At 64.1% G+C, this 16,218-nt stretch carries 20 protein-coding genes and 1 pseudogene; 10 read left to right on the top strand and 11 right to left on the bottom strand.

The window, feature by feature from the left end; translation table 11 throughout:
- Window positions 1–48: 48 nt before the first annotated feature.
- Complete coding sequence (locus tag JKL46_RS26540; protein WP_246529548.1) at window positions 49–864, top strand: nucleotidyltransferase family protein; 816 nt, start codon at window positions 49–51, stop codon at window positions 862–864.
- Window positions 857–1,600 (top strand): metallophosphoesterase family protein, encoded by a 744-nt coding sequence (locus JKL46_RS26535; RefSeq protein ID WP_201838899.1) that lies wholly within the window; start codon window positions 857–859, stop codon window positions 1,598–1,600. The genes JKL46_RS26540 and JKL46_RS26535 overlap by 8 nt, the downstream gene beginning before the upstream one ends.
- Before the next feature lie 46 nt (window positions 1,601–1,646).
- On the opposite strand, the gene JKL46_RS26530 is transcribed toward JKL46_RS26535, so the two are convergent.
- Entirely contained in the window at window positions 1,647–1,868 is a 222-nt protein-coding gene (locus tag JKL46_RS26530) for a hypothetical protein (RefSeq protein WP_201838897.1), read from the bottom strand.
- Between the two features lie 126 nt (window positions 1,869–1,994).
- Here JKL46_RS26530 and JKL46_RS26525 point away from each other — a divergent pair, with 126 nt between their 5' ends.
- Window positions 1,995–2,576, top strand: coding sequence for a type 1 glutamine amidotransferase domain-containing protein (locus tag JKL46_RS26525; RefSeq protein WP_201838895.1), 582 nt, complete (start codon window positions 1,995–1,997; stop codon window positions 2,574–2,576).
- 70 nt (window positions 2,577–2,646) lie between these two features.
- Here JKL46_RS26525 and JKL46_RS26520 read toward each other — a convergent pair whose 3' ends face one another.
- From JKL46_RS26520 to JKL46_RS26510, 3 genes are all read right to left on the bottom strand, one after another.
- Window positions 2,647–3,690: a Tim44 domain-containing protein gene (locus JKL46_RS26520; protein ID WP_201838893.1), complete on the bottom strand. Its 1,044-nt coding sequence runs from the start codon at window positions 3,688–3,690 to the stop codon at window positions 2,647–2,649.
- A 204-nt stretch (window positions 3,691–3,894) separates the two neighbouring features.
- Window positions 3,895–4,170, bottom strand: coding sequence for a DUF3072 domain-containing protein (locus JKL46_RS26515; RefSeq protein WP_201838892.1), 276 nt, complete (start codon window positions 4,168–4,170; stop codon window positions 3,895–3,897).
- Window positions 4,171–4,435: 265 nt separating this feature from the next.
- Window positions 4,436–5,323 carry a branched-chain amino acid aminotransferase gene (locus tag JKL46_RS26510; RefSeq protein WP_201838889.1) on the bottom strand — a complete coding sequence of 296 codons (888 nt, stop codon included), beginning with the start codon at window positions 5,321–5,323 and terminating at the stop codon, window positions 4,436–4,438.
- Window positions 5,324–5,483: 160 nt separating this feature from the next.
- Between JKL46_RS26510 and JKL46_RS26505 the strand changes: the two genes are divergently transcribed.
- The 3 genes from JKL46_RS26505 to JKL46_RS26495 are packed head-to-tail and all read left to right on the top strand — an operon-like array spanning window position 5,484 to window position 8,119.
- On the top strand, window positions 5,484–6,005 hold the full coding sequence (locus JKL46_RS26505) for a MarR family winged helix-turn-helix transcriptional regulator (protein WP_201838887.1): 522 nt from the start codon (window positions 5,484–5,486) through the stop codon (window positions 6,003–6,005).
- A 33-nt stretch (window positions 6,006–6,038) separates the two neighbouring features.
- Complete coding sequence (locus tag JKL46_RS26500; protein ID WP_201838885.1) at window positions 6,039–6,755, top strand: response regulator; 717 nt, start codon at window positions 6,039–6,041, stop codon at window positions 6,753–6,755.
- Window positions 6,752–8,119, top strand: coding sequence for an ATP-binding protein (locus JKL46_RS26495; RefSeq protein WP_201838883.1), 1,368 nt, complete (start codon window positions 6,752–6,754; stop codon window positions 8,117–8,119). Before JKL46_RS26500 ends, JKL46_RS26495 begins: the two co-directional genes overlap by 4 nt.
- Here the strand turns inward: JKL46_RS26495 and JKL46_RS26490 are convergent, their stop codons facing one another.
- The 6 genes from JKL46_RS26490 to JKL46_RS26465 form a co-directional block, all read right to left on the bottom strand.
- Entirely contained in the window at window positions 8,120–8,728 is a 609-nt protein-coding gene (locus tag JKL46_RS26490; RefSeq protein WP_201838880.1) for an MliC family protein, read from the bottom strand.
- 213 nt (window positions 8,729–8,941) lie between these two features.
- Window positions 8,942–9,301 carry a tRNA-binding protein gene (locus tag JKL46_RS26485; protein WP_201838878.1) on the bottom strand — a complete coding sequence of 120 codons (360 nt, stop codon included), beginning with the start codon at window positions 9,299–9,301 and terminating at the stop codon, window positions 8,942–8,944.
- A gap of 19 nt (window positions 9,302–9,320) precedes the next feature.
- On the bottom strand, window positions 9,321–10,025 hold the full coding sequence (locus JKL46_RS26480) for a TetR/AcrR family transcriptional regulator (RefSeq protein ID WP_246529547.1): 705 nt from the start codon (window positions 10,023–10,025) through the stop codon (window positions 9,321–9,323).
- Window positions 10,026–10,094: 69 nt separating this feature from the next.
- Window positions 10,095–10,919: a pyrroline-5-carboxylate reductase gene (proC, locus tag JKL46_RS26475; protein ID WP_201838875.1), complete on the bottom strand. Its 825-nt coding sequence runs from the start codon at window positions 10,917–10,919 to the stop codon at window positions 10,095–10,097.
- Window positions 10,920–10,990: 71 nt separating this feature from the next.
- On the bottom strand, window positions 10,991–11,491 hold the full coding sequence (locus tag JKL46_RS26470; protein WP_201838938.1) for a type III secretion system chaperone family protein: 501 nt from the start codon (window positions 11,489–11,491) through the stop codon (window positions 10,991–10,993).
- A 245-nt stretch (window positions 11,492–11,736) separates the two neighbouring features.
- Window positions 11,737–12,015 carry an accessory factor UbiK family protein gene (locus JKL46_RS26465; RefSeq protein WP_201838873.1) on the bottom strand — a complete coding sequence of 93 codons (279 nt, stop codon included), beginning with the start codon at window positions 12,013–12,015 and terminating at the stop codon, window positions 11,737–11,739.
- A gap of 139 nt (window positions 12,016–12,154) precedes the next feature.
- Between JKL46_RS26465 and lgt the strand changes: the two genes are divergently transcribed.
- The 3 genes from lgt to pgeF are packed head-to-tail and all read left to right on the top strand — an operon-like array spanning window position 12,155 to window position 14,862.
- On the top strand, window positions 12,155–13,012 hold the full coding sequence (gene lgt / locus JKL46_RS26460; RefSeq protein ID WP_201838871.1) for a prolipoprotein diacylglyceryl transferase: 858 nt from the start codon (window positions 12,155–12,157) through the stop codon (window positions 13,010–13,012).
- Complete coding sequence (locus JKL46_RS26455; RefSeq protein ID WP_425493306.1) at window positions 13,009–14,085, top strand: class I SAM-dependent methyltransferase; 1,077 nt, start codon at window positions 13,009–13,011, stop codon at window positions 14,083–14,085. The genes lgt and JKL46_RS26455 overlap by 4 nt, the downstream gene beginning before the upstream one ends.
- 9 nt (window positions 14,086–14,094) lie before the next feature.
- Complete coding sequence (gene pgeF / locus JKL46_RS26450) at window positions 14,095–14,862, top strand: peptidoglycan editing factor PgeF (protein ID WP_201838869.1); 768 nt, start codon at window positions 14,095–14,097, stop codon at window positions 14,860–14,862.
- On the opposite strand, the gene JKL46_RS26445 is transcribed toward pgeF, so the two are convergent.
- The gene (locus tag JKL46_RS26445) at window positions 14,852–15,607 is read right to left on the bottom strand and encodes an SDR family oxidoreductase (protein WP_201838867.1); all 756 of its coding nucleotides are present in this window, start codon (window positions 15,605–15,607) and stop codon (window positions 14,852–14,854) included. The two genes, pgeF and JKL46_RS26445, sit on opposite strands and share 11 nt — an antisense overlap.
- A 289-nt stretch (window positions 15,608–15,896) precedes the next feature.
- Here JKL46_RS26445 and JKL46_RS26440 point away from each other — a divergent pair.
- Window positions 15,897–16,218 (top strand): annotated as a pseudogene (locus JKL46_RS26440) (autotransporter domain-containing protein); the annotation flags it as partial.

The raw sequence follows: 16,218 nt of genomic DNA, 5'->3' as shown, positions 1-16,218 counted from the left end.
CCTGTTGTCGAACGCGGGTCGCTCTTGGCCGCGCTTCGGACAGGGCCCATGGCAGTTCACGATCCAGATCTGGTTTCCGGTCTCCATCACGGCGTGCCTCTCATGGATGCCAAGGCGGAACCGACCCTCAAATACCCGGAATCCGAAGCCTTCTACGCCGAGGCGCTGCGGGAGCTGAATCAGCTCGGCCTGCCGTTCCTGCTGGCTGGCACCTACGCGCTCTCGGCCTATACCGGCATTACGCGGCCGACCAAGGATCTCGATATCTTCTGCAAGGCCGGCGACTACACGCGCGTCCTCTCGCATTTCAAGAATCTCGGCTATTCGGTCGAGATCGAGGACGACCGCTGGCTCGGCAAGGTCTTCAAGGGCCAGTATTTCTTCGACGTGATCTTCGCCTCGTCGAACGGCACCATGCCGATCGGCGATCAGTGGTTCCAGCGTGCCCGACAGATCGAGGTCTTCGGCCAGCCCGTGCGGATCGTCGGGCCGACCGAGCTCGTCTGGTCGAAATGCTTCATCCAGCTGCGCCACCGCTACGACGGCGCGGATGTGGCGCACACGATTCTCAAAGCTCACGACCAGATCGATTGGCATGCGCTGCTCGCTTATATGGAAGTGCATTGGGAGGTCATGCTCATGCACCTGCTCAACTTCCGCTGGATCTACCCTTCCGAGCGCGACAAGGTCCCGCGCTGGGTGATGGACGAGCTTCTCGACAGGCTCTCCAAGCAGCTCGATCTTCCACCGCCGCAGATGAAGGTCTGCCGCGGAAGGATGTTCTCCCGCATCGATTACGAGATCGATGTCAAGCAATGGGGCTTCGCCGATGTCGGCGGCGAAGGTGAATGGCGGAATGAGTGACGAACCACAGCACCAGAGCGAGCCGCAGCAACTCATGAAGGTCGCCGCCATGGGCGACCTTCACGTGCGCGAGGACAACTGGGTGTCCTATCGCGATCTGTTCGGCGAAATCTCGAAAGAGGCCGATGTTCTGGTGCTAGCCGGTGACTTGACGGATCTTGGAAGACCCAAGGAAGCCGAATTGCTGGCGCAGGACATCAAGTCCTGCTCGATCCCGGTCGTCGGCGTTCTCGGCAATCACGATTACGAATGCGGCGCGCACGAAGAGGTCACGCATATCCTTCGCGATGCCGGCATGCGCGTTCTCGACGGACAATCGGTGGAGATCGACGGCGTCGGCTTCGTCGGCGTGAAAGGCTTTGCCGGCGGTTTCGGGCGTCGCATGCTCGGCTCCTTCGGCGAGCCGGCCATCAAGCAGTTCGTCGGCGAGACGATGAACGAAACGCTGCGCCTCGAAAACGCCATGCGTCAGGTGCGCGCCAAGCGCTCCATGGTCATCCTGCATTACGCGCCGATCACCGAGACCATCGAGAGCGAGCCTCTCGAGATCTATCCGTTCCTAGGGTCCTCACGCCTTGCGGAAACCATCGACCGCTTCAAGGTCAATGCCATCGTGCATGGGCATGCGCATCGCGGCCGCTTCGAGGGCAAGACGCCCGGCGGACAGCCGGTCTATAACGTCGCCAAGCATATCGAGAAGCCGACCGGCAAACCCTACGCCATCATCGAAATCTGAGCCGGCAGCACAGGCAGCCGGCCACGCTCGTCAGCCCATCTACGCATTAAAGACGCGTGCCTGGATCGGTCGGATTGCCAGGCAGATAATCGGGCTCGGAGCCCGGCCCCTTGGGATCGGTGATCCCAGGATCGTTGACGGGATAGGGCGTGCGCGGCCCGGTCGGTCCGATGTCCGGCTCCTCATCGGGAACCGTTCCCGGCGGAACTTCGCTCGGGATGTTGCCGCCGGGCGTAGGCTCGTTCGTCGGCACTCCGGGATTGACCATTTTTCTTCCTCGTTTGGACATCCGTGACTGTGTCAACAGGACCACGTCGCCGCGGTTCCAATGGCCGGAACCCCTCTCCGCTCCATCCGTTTCCAAGCATATCCCTCACATGGAATGGAGAACGTCATGCCTGACATCAAACAGGCCAAGATCCTCATCATGGCAACCGACGGCTTCGAGCAGTCGGAACTGATGGTGCCGCAGGAAAAGCTGTCGGATGCCGGCGCAACCGTCGAGGTCGCCGCGCCGAAATCGCGCATGAAATCCGGCAAGATCTATGGCTGGGACAAGACGGATTGGGGCAAGACGGTGTCCGTCGACAAGGACATCGAGGATGTTAATCCGGCGGATTACGACGCGCTCGTCCTGCCCGGCGGACAGATCAACCCCGACAAACTGCGCGTCGAGCCGAAAGCGATCGAAATCATTCGCGCCTTCTATTCTTCCGGCAAGACGGTCGCCGCAATCTGCCATGCGCCATGGCTGCTGATTGAGGCTGGCATCATCAAGGGCAGGAAGTGTACGTCATACCACTCGATCAAGACCGATGTGGTCAATGCAGGCGGCCAGTGGCATGACGAGACGGTGGTGACCGATCAGGGTCTCATCACAAGCCGCAATCCGGGCGATCTCGATGCTTTCGTGAACAAGATCATCGAGGAGGTGCGCGAGGGCTCGCATGCCGGCCGTCGCATGGCGGCAGAGTAACGACAGGCATCTTCAATAAAAAAGCGGCCGGTGAGAACCGGCCGCCTTCGTATGTCTGAAGATTGAGCTTTTAAGCCTGCTGGATCGCCGAGACTTTCCAGTCGCCGCCCTGATCGCGGCGGAACGTCCAAAGCTCGGTCGCCTCTTCCACCTTGCTCGGGTCGCCTTCGACCACGCGGCCGGTCGCACGGTCGGTCATCACGTCGGTGATGCCGAAGCGCATGGCGACGGTGGCATAATCCGTGGCGCCTTCGCGCCAGGCCTCTGCGAGGTCGCCCTGGTTGAGGCGCACGTTGGAGAGCTTGTTCACGACGCCGCGCGCGGCATTGTCGTTCAGCTCTTCCTGGATGTAGCCGGCCATCTCAGGGGTCGCGAGCGTCCAGAGCTTGGCAACGTCCTCGCGGGAATACGCGTCCTGCATCTCGACGAGAGCCTTCTCGAAGGCAGCGTAATCCCGCTCGCCGATGCCGATCTCATCGCGCACGCCCGGGCGAGCCTGAGCCTGAGGCCGCTGAGACATGCCGCCAAGCGCGCCGCCCAGTGCACCTCCAAGACCACCGCCAAGTCCGCTACCGGATCCGCTGTTCATGGACCGACCGCCCATGGGAGGCACGCTGCCGCCCATGGAGCGGGCATAGCCCTGACCCGCGCCGGTATAGGCCGGCTGCTGGCGCCTGTTGCGGAACCACTTCATGGCGAAGGAGACCAGCAGGACCATGAGGCCGATCTGGAGCAGAAGCCCGAAGATCGAGGCGAGGCCGCCGAGGCCGCCGAAGAAGCCGTGGCCCATGAGCATTCCGAGCAGGCCCGCGCCGAAGAGGCCGGCCATCAGGCCCGTGCCGAATCCGAAGCGGCGCGGCTGCGCCACGTTCGGGGCCGGGGTGCCGGGACGGGTGACGTTCGGGCCCTGGTTCGGAATCTGCGAGCGCTGAATCGGGGCTGCGGCCTCGGGCGCCGTCCGGGTCGCCGGCGGTGCGGTATAGGTGCGCGCGCCGCGCGAGCCAAAGCCGCCGCTTCCCCGCCCGACGCGAGCCTCGGCCGCACTACCGGCTAAGACCAAAGCGGCCGCCAGGGCGATCATGACCCGGCTGCGGCGAGAAGCAATTTTCATCATCGTCTTTGTTTCATCCCTCTGGAGCACGACGCTCCTGCCGCCTATGTGGTGATGCCCAAAGCGTTGCGGAAGGGCCGGGACAGCTGATTTTGCCCCGCCGTCATCGCCGGCCTTGTGCCGGTGATCCCGATAACAAAAGGCGCGCGCTCTTCGGATCGGGATGGCCGGGACGAGCCCGGCCATGACGTCTTGTCCCTGAACCTCTCACCGCCCCTGCTTCTGCTTCAACCGGTCGATCCGCTTCGACGCCTCGGCCTTGTCCAGATCCGGGTCGAAGGCCCTGGGGTCGTGCGCCTGCTCGGACAGCGTCTTGAGATAAGAGGCCTGGGCGCCGGTCATGGGCTCGTCGCCTGAAACCCACTCGTCCGGATCCTTGATCTGGTTGTCGGAAAGATCAGGATGTGTCTTCGGATTGGCTGCCTCTGCGGAAGCTTTATGGTTAACGGAAGTAGGGCGGGTCACGTTGTCGTGTGAAGACATAGGAGACTCCAATTGTTCTCTTTTTGTTCCGAAATGAGAACACTTCCTACAGGACTTTGGTTCCTCAAGGAAAGCTGGATTGACCAGGCTGATTAGTCCCCGTTATCCACAGTTTTCTCTCAAACACCGGCACAAACGCCATATTCCCGGTTTGTTCGAAAGGCGCGGCCGCGCGGCGGAACCGCCCTGCTCTGAGCCTGCTCCAAAAATATCATGCCCGGCTCGAGGCCGGGCATGACGCTAGGACTGGAATGCGGCGGAAGCGTTACGCCGCCTTGCTCTTGGGCTGAACCTCGGCCGAATAATCTTCCATCAGCACCTTGGTCATGTTGCCGGGATGGAACGTGTAAGGACCGATCTCGGAGACCGGCGTCACTTCCGCCGCCGAGCCGGTGATGAAGCATTCGTTGAAGCTCGAGAGCTCGTCCGGCATGATCCGGCGCTCTGTCACCTCGAAGCCGCGGCGCTTGGCGAGATCGATCACCGTGCGGCGGGTGATGCCGTCGAGGAAGCAGTCGGCGATCGGGGTATGGACCACGCCATCACGGATGAAAAACACGTTGGCGCCCGTGCATTCCGCGACACGGCCCTGCCAGTCGAGCATCAGCGCGTCGGCATAGCCTTTCCGCTCCGCCTTATGCTTGGAGATGGTGCAGATCATGTAGAGGCCTGCCGCCTTGGCGGCGGACGGAGCGGTTGCCGGATCGGGGCGGCGGTACTCCGCCATGTCGATGCGGATCCCCTTCATCTTCTGGGCCGGGTCGAAGTAGCTCGGCCATTCCCAGGCGGCGATGGCCAGATGAATCTTGTTGTGCTGGGCCGCAACGCCCATCATCTCGGAGCCGCGCCAGGCGACCGGGCGCAGATAGGCGTCCATCATGCCGTTCTTCTGCAGCACGAGGCGCTTCGCCGCGTCGATCTCGGCCACCGTGTAGGGGATCTCGAAATCGAGGATCCGGGCCGATTTCTTGAGGCGCTCGGAATGTTCGGTCGACTTGAAGATCTCGCCGCCATAGGCACGCTCGCCTTCAAACACGGAGGATCCGTAGTGGAGACCGTGCGAGAGAACGTGGAGCTTGGCATCCTTCCAGGGTACGATCTGCCCGTCGTACCAAATCCAACCATCAAGTTGATCGAAAGGGGTCGCGGACATCTAGTTCTCCTTGAATTCCGACCTTGCTGGCGACCGGGGTCGTGTAATTTCCGGCTCGCTTCCAGGCGATTTCAATTTCATTCATTTCGCGGAAGCGGCTTGACGAGTAACAATCGTCCTGAGATATGTCAACAAGGCTGACATAAAATTTGGGATAGGGATGGTGCCTGACGCAATTCCGGTTTTGAGGTCTCAGCAATCCGGCAAGGATATCCTGGACGAGCAGCCGGCTTATGACCTGATCGAACTGTTCTTCTTCGCCTATCGCGACTTCGTCAGCGATCCCGACCGGATTCTCGACGAGTACGGCTTCGGGCGGGCTCACCACCGGGTGCTGCACTTCGTCAGCCGCCAGCCGGGCCTGACCATCGCCGAGCTCCTGGATATCCTGCGGATCACCAAGCAGAGCCTGAACCGGGTGCTGAAGGAGCTGATCGAGAAGGATTTCATCGAGAGCCGGATGGGCACCTCCGACCGGCGTCAGCGGCTGCTCTTCGCCACCGGCAAAGGCCACGATTTAGCCTTGAAGCTCGCCAAGCTGCAGACCCGCCGCATCATGCGAGCCCTGTCCGGGATGGAGCCAGAGGCGAAGGAAACGGTCAGCCGCTACCTTCTCCGCCTCATCGATCCGAGCGACAGCGCCCATGTGAAGCAGCTCGTATTCGGGACCAACGAAACCTGATAAGCAGGGCCCGGTAAAGAAGCCCGACGCCAGATGGATGTACGCATCGACATTCCCGACCACGCCCCGCACGTTCTCGTGGTGGACGACGATCGCCGCCTGCGCGACCTGCTCACCCGCTTCCTGAGCGAGAACGGCTATCGGGTGACCGCCGCCGCCAGCGCAGCCGAGGCGCGGGCCAAGGCGGAGAATTTCGTCTTCGACGCCCTCGTGCTCGACGTGATGATGCCCGGCGAGACAGGCTTCGACTATGCCCGCAGCCTGCGTGAGCATTCCCAGGTGCCGATCCTCATGCTGACCGCCCGCTCCGATGCGTCGGACCGGGTGACGGGCCTCGAGATCGGCGCGGACGATTATCTGCCCAAGCCCTTCGAGCCGCGCGAGCTGCTGCTGCGTCTCGGCAACATTCTCAAGCGCGCCACGCCGGTGGCGGGAACCGGCAATGGCGACCTGCCGGAGGTGGTCCATTTCGGCCCCTTCTCCTATCGCTTCGACCGCGGCGAATTGCGCCGGGGCGACGAGATGGTGCGCATTACGGAACGTGAGCGCGAAATCCTGACCATCCTCGGCAGCCATGCCGGCGACAACGTCCCGCGCGAGGCGCTTGCCGGCAACGGCGTTGCCGCCAACGAGCGCACGGTCGACGTGCAGATCAACCGGCTGCGGCGCAAGATCGAGACCGATCCGGCGAATCCGATCTTCCTCCAGACCGTGCGCGGCATCGGATACCGCCTCGTGATCGACCGATGAAGATCGGAGCGACTCTTCGCTACACGCCTCTCGACCATGCCGCGCGGTGGTTCGGGCGTTTTTTGCCGAAGGGTCTTTATGCCCGCGCGCTCATCATCATCATCGCGCCCGTCATCCTGCTGCAATCCGTCGTCGCCTATGTGTTCATGGAGCGGCATTATCAGCTCGTCACGCGGCGCCTGTCCTCGGCGGTGACCGCCGACATCGCGGCGCTGATCGACATCTACGAGAGCTACCCGCAGGACAAGGATGCAAGCACGCTTGCCCGCATCGCCTCGGAGCGTCTGCAGCTCGACGTGGACATCCTGCGCAACACGGACCTGCCGCCGCCGGGCCCGAAGCCTTTCTTCGACATTCTCGACGAGACTCTCACCGACGAGCTGCGACGCCAGATCGATCGCCCTTACTGGATCGATACGGTCGGGCGTTCGAGCTATGTGGAAGTGCGCATCAAGCTCGATCGCAACAACGTCATGCGCGTGCTCGCGCGGCGCAGCCAGGCCTATGCCTCAAACTCGCATATCTTCCTCGTATGGATGGGCGGCTCGTCCTTCGTGCTGCTCGGCATCGCGATCCTGTTCCTGCGCAACCAGATCAGGCCGATCCTGCGCCTTGCGGAAGCGGCCGAATCCCTCGGCAAGGGGCGTGAGATCGATTTCCGCCCGCGCGGCGCGCGAGAGGTGCGTCAGGCGGGCCACGCCTTCCTCGAGATGAAGCGGCGCATCGAGCGCAACATCGAGCAGCGCACGACGATGCTCAACGGCGTCAGCCACGACCTGCGCACGATTCTCACGCGCTTCAAGCTCTCTCTCGTCTTCCTCGATCAGACACCGGAGGTCGAGGATCTCAAGCGCGATGTGGACGAGATGAGCCGCATGCTCGAAGGCTATCTCGCCTTCGCGCGCGGCGAGAGCGGCGATGCCGGCGAGCAGGCGATTCCGACGGATCTGCGCCAGCTCCTCGAAGAAGTGCAGTCGGACGCAGAACGGCAGGGCCATGTGACCGAGCTCGACATCGTCGGCGACCCGATCATCATCGTGCGGCCCGACGCCTTTCGCCGCCTTCTGTTCAACCTCGTCGGCAATGCGGCGCGGCACGGCGACAGGATCGAGATCACGGCCAATCACGAAACGCGCTGGCTCATCCTGCACGTCGACGACGACGGGCCCGGCATTCCCGCCGACAAGCGCGAAGAGGTCTTCAAGCCGTTCGTGCGCCTCGACGAGGCCCGCAATCAGGACGAAGGCGGCTCGGGCCTCGGCCTCGCCATCGCCCGCGATGTCGCACGCTCCCATGGCGGCGACATCGTGCTGGGCGAGAGCCCGCTCGGGGGCTTGCGCGCGACGGTGCGGCTTCCGGCTTGATCAAGGGCTCTTCTTGCAGTGCATCTCCGGGGCGCCGAAGCCCCATGTCACCGTCGCCTCGCCCTGATGCTCCCAGAAACTCTCGTTGCGCCCCTGATAGCGGGCGCCGCTTCCTGAGGGCTGCACGAACATCAGCGAAACGCTGTCGCCGCGCTCTGCAATCATCGTTGCAGGATCGGTCTGGAAGAAGGTGGTGATCACCTCGTTGCGCGGATCGCCGTCGCAGATGAAGGTGACGGGGCCGATTCCGGGAACGAGGCGATAGCGCGCCTGCAGCTCCGCGATGCGGCGCTCGTATTCACCCTGCACGCAGCTGCGTTTGTCGTTACTCTTCCAGCACTCGTCGCGTCCCTTGATCCAGCCGCGCTGCTCCGCCTGCAGGACGGGCGGATGCTCGTTCGTCGCCTTGCGCGCTGCCTGCGCATAGACATCCGACAGCTTGCGGTCGAGGGAAGATAGTTCGCTATCCTTGCAGATCATCTCCTCGATGCCTCCGGGCGCGACTTGATCGCAGGAGAAGGATGGCGACTGTGCCGATGCCGCGCCGCCGATGACGGCGAAAATCGGTGCAATGATTGCCAACGCAGAAGGCTTGCAAACTGCATTCATGGATTGCCTCATTCACACGTCATCCCGGACGAATATGGCACTGTCATCCCGGCGGAGGCCGGGATCCATAAACACGACCTTCAATCAGTTCGGCACTGTCAACGGTTATGGATTGCCGCCTGCGCGGGAATGATAGTGTCGAGCTTAACGCCTTCATTCTTCAGCCGGTCCGGATTTCCAATGCGCTTCGCCCGGGATGACATCCGTTTCGATCTAATAAAGCCGCCCACCCACCGGCACGTCGCGATCTGGCCTGATCAGCATGACGTCGCCGTTGGCGTCCGGCACGCCGAGTGTCAGGACTTCCGAGATGAAAGGCCCGATCTGGCGCGGCGGAAAATTCACCACGGCCATGACTAGCGATCCGATGAGATCGTCCGGCGCATGATTGATCGTAATCTGCGCGGAGGAGCGCTTCGTGCCGATCTCGGAGCCGAAATCGATGGTGAGCTTGAACGCCGGCTTGCGGGCCTGCGGAAACGGCTCCACGGTGACGATCCTGCCGACACGGATGTCGACTTTCAGGAAATCGTCGAATGCGATCGGTGCCGCCGTCGAACTCGCCTGATCCATATTGCCCCTGCCCTCTTCGTCAGATTGCGGCCGCCGGATTGTCCCTGTCGCCGTTGCCCTCGTCGCTGCGGCGCCTCTCGCGGCGCGAAGATCCGCGGCCCTGCATCAGGGCACGCCCGACGGCGCGTAAGGGTGCGCTCAGGCGGCGCAGATCTTCCGCGCCTTCGATGATGCGCTCAGCGCGGCGCAGCTCGCGGTCGAGCCGCGCCATGGTCTTGGCCTGCGCCGGATCGTCGTCGTCGAGCCATGTGCGCATGGTGTTGGCATAGACCAGCACCGCACCCTGAAGCTTCAGGGCTCCGAGCGGCCCCTCGGTGTCGATGCCGGCGGCAGCGAGCATGAAGCGCTGGGAATTGAGCGAGACCTGGTTGAGCGCGGCGAGCGACATCGGCTCGTAGCGCAGGTCCTGTGAGATCCGGCGCAAGGCGGGCTTATAGGGCTGCAGCGCGTCGAAGCGGCGCATCAGCACATCGAAGATGCGCTCGCGCGCGGGCTCGCCCGCGAGATCGTCGCTCGTTCCCTCGAGCACCTGCCGGTCGATCTGGCGCGAGAGCGCGCCGAGCACGGCGCCTTTGGACGGAAACAGATCGCGGAACTCGGCAAGCGAGACGTTGGCGGCCTTCGCGACATCGGTGATCTCGATCTCGTGCCAGGCTCGCCGGGAGGCGAGATCCATGAGCGCTTCGACGATCGCCTTGCGCTTGTCCGTTGGAGCTTCTGCCATCACGATCATTCTCCTCGACATCGTCCATTGCGGATTAATCTAGGGGCGGAGGACAAGAAGCCCAATGGCCTAACCGGCGAGTTCCTCCGCGCGCCGCTTGGCCGCCGCCACAGCTTCGCGCATGAGGGCTTTCAGGCCGTCCGGATCGCGCATCAGAACCTCCAGCGCCGCGGCCGTCGTGCCGCCGGGCGAGGTCACGTTCTGCCTCAAGGTCGCCGGCGAGAGATCGCTCTGGAACAGCAGCTCGCCAGCCCCCGTCACCGTGGCACGCGCAAGCCGCTGCGCGAGATCGGCCGGCAATCCGGCAGCAGCGCCCGCCTCGGCGAGGCACTCGACGAGATGGAACACATAGGCCGGTCCCGATCCCGAGAGCGCGGTAACCGCGTCGATCAGATCCTCGGAGGGCAGCCATTCGACGATGCCGTTGCTGGAAAGCAGCGCATCCGCCGTCAGGCGCTGGTCTTCGCTCACCTTGTCGTTGGTTGCGGCCCCCGTCGCGCCCCGCCCGATGCTCGCGGGCAGGTTCGGCATGGCGCGCACGATGGCACCGGCAGCGGGAAGCCTGGTCTTGAGGTCGCCGATCGTCTTGCCGGCGAGGATCGAGATGATGAGAGTCCGAGGGCCAAGAGCGCCGTTCAATGCAGGCGCGGCCTCGTCGAGCATCTGCGGCTTGATCGCCAGAACCAGCACCTCCGGAGCGGAGGGGTTTGCCGGGTTGAGGGCGATACCGCGCTCCCGGCAGAACCTGGTCATCTCCTCGGAGGGCTTCGGATCGAGGACGGTCACGCCGTCCGCATTCATGCCGACCTTGAGCCAGCCTTCCAGCATGGAGCCGCCCATCTTGCCGGCGCCGACCAGAATGAGAGACGACGGAAGACGAGATGACTGCGACATGGGACATCCTAGAGGAAGGCTGCGGGATGGCCGCTATCTATCCCCGTATTCCCTCCCCTGTCGAGGCGAGGTCAGGCCTCGCCCTCGGTTTCGAACAGGACGGAATCGAGCGCCTCGCGGGCCGACTTGCCGGCCCAGATCACGAACTGGAAAGCCTGGAAATAGCGCTCGCAGGCCTCGACCGCGACCCGCAGCATGGTCTCGCATTGGCCGTCGGTCGGGTCGGCGCCGCCCGCCAGCAGCAGCGCGTGGCGGAACATCACCACGTTTTCCGAGCTCCACAGGTCGAAATGCCCGACCCAGAGCTGCTCGTTGACGGCGGAGATGAGCTGGAGCACGTCCTGGCGGCGGCGTTCGGGCACCTTCAGGTCGAACGCGCAGGCCATATGCAGGGCCTCCACGTCCTCAATCCAGGTGAAGGCGACATCGTAATCCGCCCAGCGGCCGGAGACCGAGACGGCCATCTCGTCCGTTTCGGCCCGGTCGAAGATCCAGTGCCGCAGCGAAGCGAGGCGCTCGACGACATCGAGGGGATGTTCCGAACGATCGATTTCAAGATGAATCTGCGGCATGTCGATCCAAAAAAGCTGAATCACCTGAATATGGTAAACACATTCGGGCAACATCATTGCGTGGATCCGGGCTCTACTCGAAAGAAGTACTCTGAAGACCTACGATATTCGGAGTGCCTGCCGTCGCCGCCACGAATCAGCTCATGAATCGACAGTCTTAGATTTCGGCCTCTGTCACAATGCGCGTGATTCACCTGTCCACAACAGGAGCCCCGCGCTGTGGGCAGGCCGGCTTTCCGTTCAGATCAAGGCGTTGCGGGGTTGATGCCGGCGGTGGAGGAGAGCTTCGCCTCGAGCTCCTTCACCCGTGCTTCGAGCTTCTCGTTCTCCTCGCGGGCGGCGGTCACCATCTCGCGCAGGACCTCGACCTCCTCGCGGGTGGCGACATCCATGTCCTTGATCAGGCGCTCGAACTGGCTGCGGACCACGGTCTCGATCTCGCGCCGGACCCCCTGGGCCGCACCGGCGGCGTCGGTGGCGAAGCGGGCGAGTTCATCGAAGATCCGGTTGGACGATTGGGTCATGGGCGCAAAATCCACAGAGTTCGACGGGCCTTCAAGGCCCCGGAATGCCACACATGGGCTCATCCGCCGCAAACTGCAACAGGGTTGACGATCCCCTTGCCGTGGGTCCAATGGCAGGACGTTCCATCAAGGCCCCCTCATGGCTCTCTCGTTTCCCATCATCGATCCGGTGGCGATTTCCATCGGCCCCTTCGCGATCCGCTGGTACGCGCTCGCCTATGTGGCGGGCCTCCTGGGCGGCTGGTTCTACGCCAAGCGCCTCGCCGCAAAGGCCGATCTCTGGGGCTCCCTGCGCCAGCCCAAGCCCACGGATGTGGACGATCTGATCGTGTGGGTGGCGCTGGGCGTCGTGCTCGGCGGACGCATCGGCTATGTGCTGTTCTACAACCTGGGCTCCTATCTCTCGCGCCCGCTGGAGATCTTCGCGGTCTGGCATGGCGGCATGTCCTTCCACGGCGGCTTCCTCGGCGCTGTGCTCGCCATCGTGCTCTTCGCGCGCTGGCGCGGGCTCAACCCGCTCGCCATGCTCGACATGGCCGCGGTGGTGACGCCGATCGGCCTGTTCTTCGGGCGCATCGCCAATTTCATCAACGGTGAGCTCTGGGGCCGCCCCGCCCCGGACTTTCCCTATGCGGTGGTCTTTCCCCATGCGGGCCCGGTGCCGCGCCATCCGAGCCAACTCTACGAGGCCTTCGGAGAGGGTCTGATCCTGTTCATCGTGATGGCCATCGCGGCGCGGACCTTCGGCTTCCGCAGGCCCGGTCTCCTCGGCGGCATCTTCGTGCTGGGCTATGCCATCGCCCGCATCGTCTGCGAGTTCTTCCGCGAGCCCGACGAACAGCTCGGCTTCCTGTTCGGCTCCTCGGTCGGGGCACTTGGGGGCGGCATCACCATGGGCATGCTGCTCTCGATCCCCATGGCGCTGGTCGGCGCCGGCGTCATCGTCATGGCGGCGCGCGGCTATACCCGGCCGGCAAGACCGGTCGAGGCGGCGTGAAGCCCTTCGCGGACACCCTGCGTGAGATCATCGCCCATGACGGGCCGATCACGGTCGAGCGCTACATGAGCCTGTGCCTGAGGCAGTATTACGCCACCCGCGACCCGTTGGGCCGCACGGGTGACTTCACCACGGCGCCTGAGATCAGCCAGATGTTCGGCGAGCTGATCGGCCTGTGGCTGATGGAGATCTGGCACGCCATGGGCCGCCCTTCGCCCTGCCGCCTCGTCGAGCTGGGGCCAGGGCGCGGCACCCTGATGGCGGATCTTTTGCGCGCGACCCAGGTGCTGCCCGATTTCAAGGCCGCCGCGACCGTGCATCTCGTGGAGACGAGCCCGGCCCTGCGGCAGCGGCAGCAGGCGGCGCTTGCCGCGTCCGGGTTTTCGCTACATTGGCATGACCGGCTCGTGGATGTGCCATCCGGTCCGGTGCTGCTCGTCGCCAACGAGTTTCTCGACGCCCTCCCCGTGCGCCAGTTTCTCGCCACCGAACTCGGCTGGTGCGAGCGGCTCGTCGGCCTCGACGGGGAACGCCTGATCTTCGGCCTGCGCCCGGAACCGGAACAAGGCCTCGGCAACCCGCTCCGGATGGGTGACGTGCTGGAATGGCCAGCCGCCTCCATCGACGTCATGGGCGAGCTTGCCCGTCGTCTGCAACAGGACGGGGGCGCGGCCCTGATCCTCGATTACGGTTATTGGGGTCCGGCCTATGGCGATACCCTGCAGGCGCTCAAGCAGCACATCTTCGTCGATCCCCTGGCCGAGCCCGGCGAGGCGGACCTGACCACCCATGTGGATTTCCATCGCCTCGCGCAGGCCGCCGTTGCGGGCGGGGCGCGGGCTCACGGCATCGCCACGCAGGGCGATTTCCTAAAAGCTCTCGGGATCGAGGCCCGGGCGACGTCCCTTAAGGCCCGGGCGACGCCGGCTCAGGCAGCCGATATCGACCAGGCTCTTGCGCGCCTCACCGAACGCGGCCCGACCGGCATGGGAGAGCTGTTTAAGGTTTTGGCTGTTACAGATAAGGGCATCGCATCCATTCCGGCCCTACCCGCCCTGTCCATCTCTTCATAAGATCGAGCCATGCATATCCAAGCGCCCGCTCTCGTCTCGCTGCCTCAGGTTCGCCATTCCTTCTTCACCCGGCAGGGCGGCGTGTCGGAGGGGATCTACGCTACGCTCAATGGCGGCATCGGCTCGTCTGACGAGCCGTCACGCGTTCAGGAGAACCGCCGCCGGATGACGGATGCGCTGGGCGTTGGGCCGGAGGCGCTGGTCAGCGTGTATCAGGTCCATTCGCCGGATGCGGTCACCGTCGAAGGCCCCTGGACGGGAGAGCGGCCCAAGGCGGATGCGATGGTGACGGACGTGCCGGGCCTCGCGCTCGGCATCACCACGGCGGATTGCGGCCCGGTTCTGTTCGCCGATCCAGAAGCGCGGGTGATCGGCGCGGCCCATGCGGGCTGGCGCGGGGCGGTGACGGGCGTGCTCGAATCGACCCTCGATGCCATGGAGCGGCTCGGCGCAAGGCGCGAAAAGATCGTCGCGGTGCTCGGTCCGACGATCAGCCAGAAGGCCTACGAGGTCGGCCCGGATTTCATCGAACGGTTCGCGAAGGAAGCGCCCGGTCAGGAGCGCTTTCTCGCAAAGGCGGAGAGGCCTGGCCATGCCATGTTCGACCTGCCCGGCTTCATCGGCGCACGCCTCGCAGCGGCGGGAATCGGCCAGTTCGCCGATCTCGGCCTGTGCACCTATTCCGACGATGAGCGCTTCTTCAGCTATCGCCGCACCACCCATCGCAAGGAGCCGGATTACGGCCGGCTGATCTCGGCGATCGCGCTCACTCCTTGATGCCGGCAACGTCCGGCGTCTCCCAGGCGAGATGCTGGCCGCCATCGACGGCGATCATCTGGCCCGTGACGCTGCGGGCCTGCGCGAGATACAGCACCGCGTCGGCGATCTCGTCCGGCGTGCCGCCATGCCCCAGCAGCACCGCATCGCTCTGCTTGGCAAAATCTTCGTCGCCCTGGCGCACGTTCGACAGGGTCGGACCCGGCCCGATGGCATTGACGCGGATGCGGGGCGCCAGCGCCTGCGCCATGGTCTGCGTAGCGCTGAACAGGGCGGCCTTCGTGAGCGTGTAGGAAAAGAACTGCGGTGTGAGCTTCCAGACCCGCTGGTCGACGATGTTGACGATGCTTCCGCGGCCCTCGGTGGAGAGCTGATGCGCGAAGTCGCGGGCGAGGAAGGCCGGCGCGCGCAGATTCACCGCGAAGTGCCGGTCCCAGCGCTCCTGGGTAAGCGTCTCGACCTCGTCGGGCTCGAATTCGGAAGCATTGTTGACGAGAAGCGTCAGAGCGCCCAGGGCGCGGACAGCCTCCGGCACGAGACGCTCGACGGCTGCCCCGTCGGCGAGATCACCCCGGACGACGACCGCCCTGCCCCCTGCCGCCTCGATGCCCCTGGCCATCGCCTCCGCCTCTTCCGTCGAACGGCGGCAATGGATCGCGACGGCATAGCCTTCGGCGGCGAGTCGCTCGACGATGCGGCGCCCGATGCGCTGGGCCCCACCGGTCACCAGAGCAGCTTTGTTCATTCTCGAACCCTCAATGCAATATTATCACGACGTAACAAGGCGCTGACAAGGAAATGACATTTTTTCGCTGCCGCGTCGAACCAATGGCCAAGCTGTGCGTTGTGGACCAGCGATGCCACAAGGGGAAGCGCACGCACATTGCCGCCACAATCCCGCCACAGCCCATTGTCGAGCTGTGGTCGTGAAGTCACAGCCCTCGACCGGTTGTCGCTCTATAAACGGGTAGTGCCCGGCCTGATCCACGTCAGCGCGGATCGGTTCGGCATGACATCGATAGGAAAGAGAAACCATGAAGAAAATTCTTCTCGCCAGCGTCGCTCTCTTCGGCTTTGCCGGAGCCGCTTCCGCTGCGGACCTTCCGGCCCGCGCTGCTCCTCCGGTTCCGGTGATCGCTGCCGTTCCGGTCTTCACCTGGACCGGCTTCTACGTCGGTGTGAACGCCGGCTATGGCTGGAACACCAATGATTCGATCACCGTCGGCGGTGTCCGCTTCGACCTCGACGACGACGGCGGCTTCGTCGGCGGCGCCCAGGCCGGCTACAACTACCAGATCGGCTCCTTCGTGGTCGGTCTCGAAGGCGACATCCAGTACGCCGATTTCGGCGGCGACG

It is taken from the genome of Microvirga zambiensis WSM3693, assembly GCF_016735695.1.
Classification (GTDB): domain Bacteria; phylum Pseudomonadota; class Alphaproteobacteria; order Rhizobiales; family Beijerinckiaceae; genus Microvirga; species Microvirga zambiensis.
Note: the sequence above shows the minus strand (reverse complement) of the source record. Positions and strands in the feature narration are given on the sequence as shown.

Excerpts from the sequence above, each read along its gene's own strand:
- JKL46_RS26525 (WP_201838895.1), top strand. The coding sequence starts at position 1,995 with ATGCCTGACATCAAACAGGCCAAGATCCTCATCATGGCAACCGACGGC.
- JKL46_RS26540 (WP_246529548.1), top strand. The coding sequence starts at position 49 with ATGGCAGTTCACGATCCAGATCTGGTTTCCGGTCTCCATCACGGCGTG.
- JKL46_RS26530 (WP_201838897.1), bottom strand. The coding sequence starts at position 1,868 with ATGGTCAATCCCGGAGTGCCGACGAACGAGCCTACGCCCGGCGGCAAC.
- JKL46_RS26515 (WP_201838892.1), bottom strand. The coding sequence starts at position 4,170 with ATGTCTTCACACGACAACGTGACCCGCCCTACTTCCGTTAACCATAAA.
- proC (WP_201838875.1), bottom strand. The coding sequence starts at position 10,919 with ATGTCGCAGTCATCTCGTCTTCCGTCGTCTCTCATTCTGGTCGGCGCC.
- JKL46_RS26505 (WP_201838887.1), top strand. The coding sequence starts at position 5,484 with ATGGTGCCTGACGCAATTCCGGTTTTGAGGTCTCAGCAATCCGGCAAG.
- JKL46_RS26480 (WP_246529547.1), bottom strand. The coding sequence starts at position 10,025 with ATGGCAGAAGCTCCAACGGACAAGCGCAAGGCGATCGTCGAAGCGCTC.
- lgt (WP_201838871.1), top strand. The coding sequence starts at position 12,155 with ATGGCTCTCTCGTTTCCCATCATCGATCCGGTGGCGATTTCCATCGGC.
- JKL46_RS26510 (WP_201838889.1), bottom strand. The coding sequence starts at position 5,323 with ATGTCCGCGACCCCTTTCGATCAACTTGATGGTTGGATTTGGTACGAC.
- JKL46_RS26500 (WP_201838885.1), top strand. The coding sequence starts at position 6,039 with ATGGATGTACGCATCGACATTCCCGACCACGCCCCGCACGTTCTCGTG.
- pgeF (WP_201838869.1), top strand. The coding sequence starts at position 14,095 with ATGCATATCCAAGCGCCCGCTCTCGTCTCGCTGCCTCAGGTTCGCCAT.
- JKL46_RS26535 (WP_201838899.1), top strand. The coding sequence starts at position 857 with ATGAGTGACGAACCACAGCACCAGAGCGAGCCGCAGCAACTCATGAAG.
- JKL46_RS26445 (WP_201838867.1), bottom strand. The coding sequence starts at position 15,607 with ATGAACAAAGCTGCTCTGGTGACCGGTGGGGCCCAGCGCATCGGGCGC.
- JKL46_RS26485 (WP_201838878.1), bottom strand. The coding sequence starts at position 9,301 with ATGGATCAGGCGAGTTCGACGGCGGCACCGATCGCATTCGACGATTTC.
- JKL46_RS26520 (WP_201838893.1), bottom strand. The coding sequence starts at position 3,690 with ATGATGAAAATTGCTTCTCGCCGCAGCCGGGTCATGATCGCCCTGGCG.
- JKL46_RS26470 (WP_201838938.1), bottom strand. The coding sequence starts at position 11,491 with ATGCCGCAGATTCATCTTGAAATCGATCGTTCGGAACATCCCCTCGAT.
- JKL46_RS26495 (WP_201838883.1), top strand. The coding sequence starts at position 6,752 with ATGAAGATCGGAGCGACTCTTCGCTACACGCCTCTCGACCATGCCGCG.
- JKL46_RS26465 (WP_201838873.1), bottom strand. The coding sequence starts at position 12,015 with ATGACCCAATCGTCCAACCGGATCTTCGATGAACTCGCCCGCTTCGCC.
- JKL46_RS26490 (WP_201838880.1), bottom strand. The coding sequence starts at position 8,728 with ATGAATGCAGTTTGCAAGCCTTCTGCGTTGGCAATCATTGCACCGATT.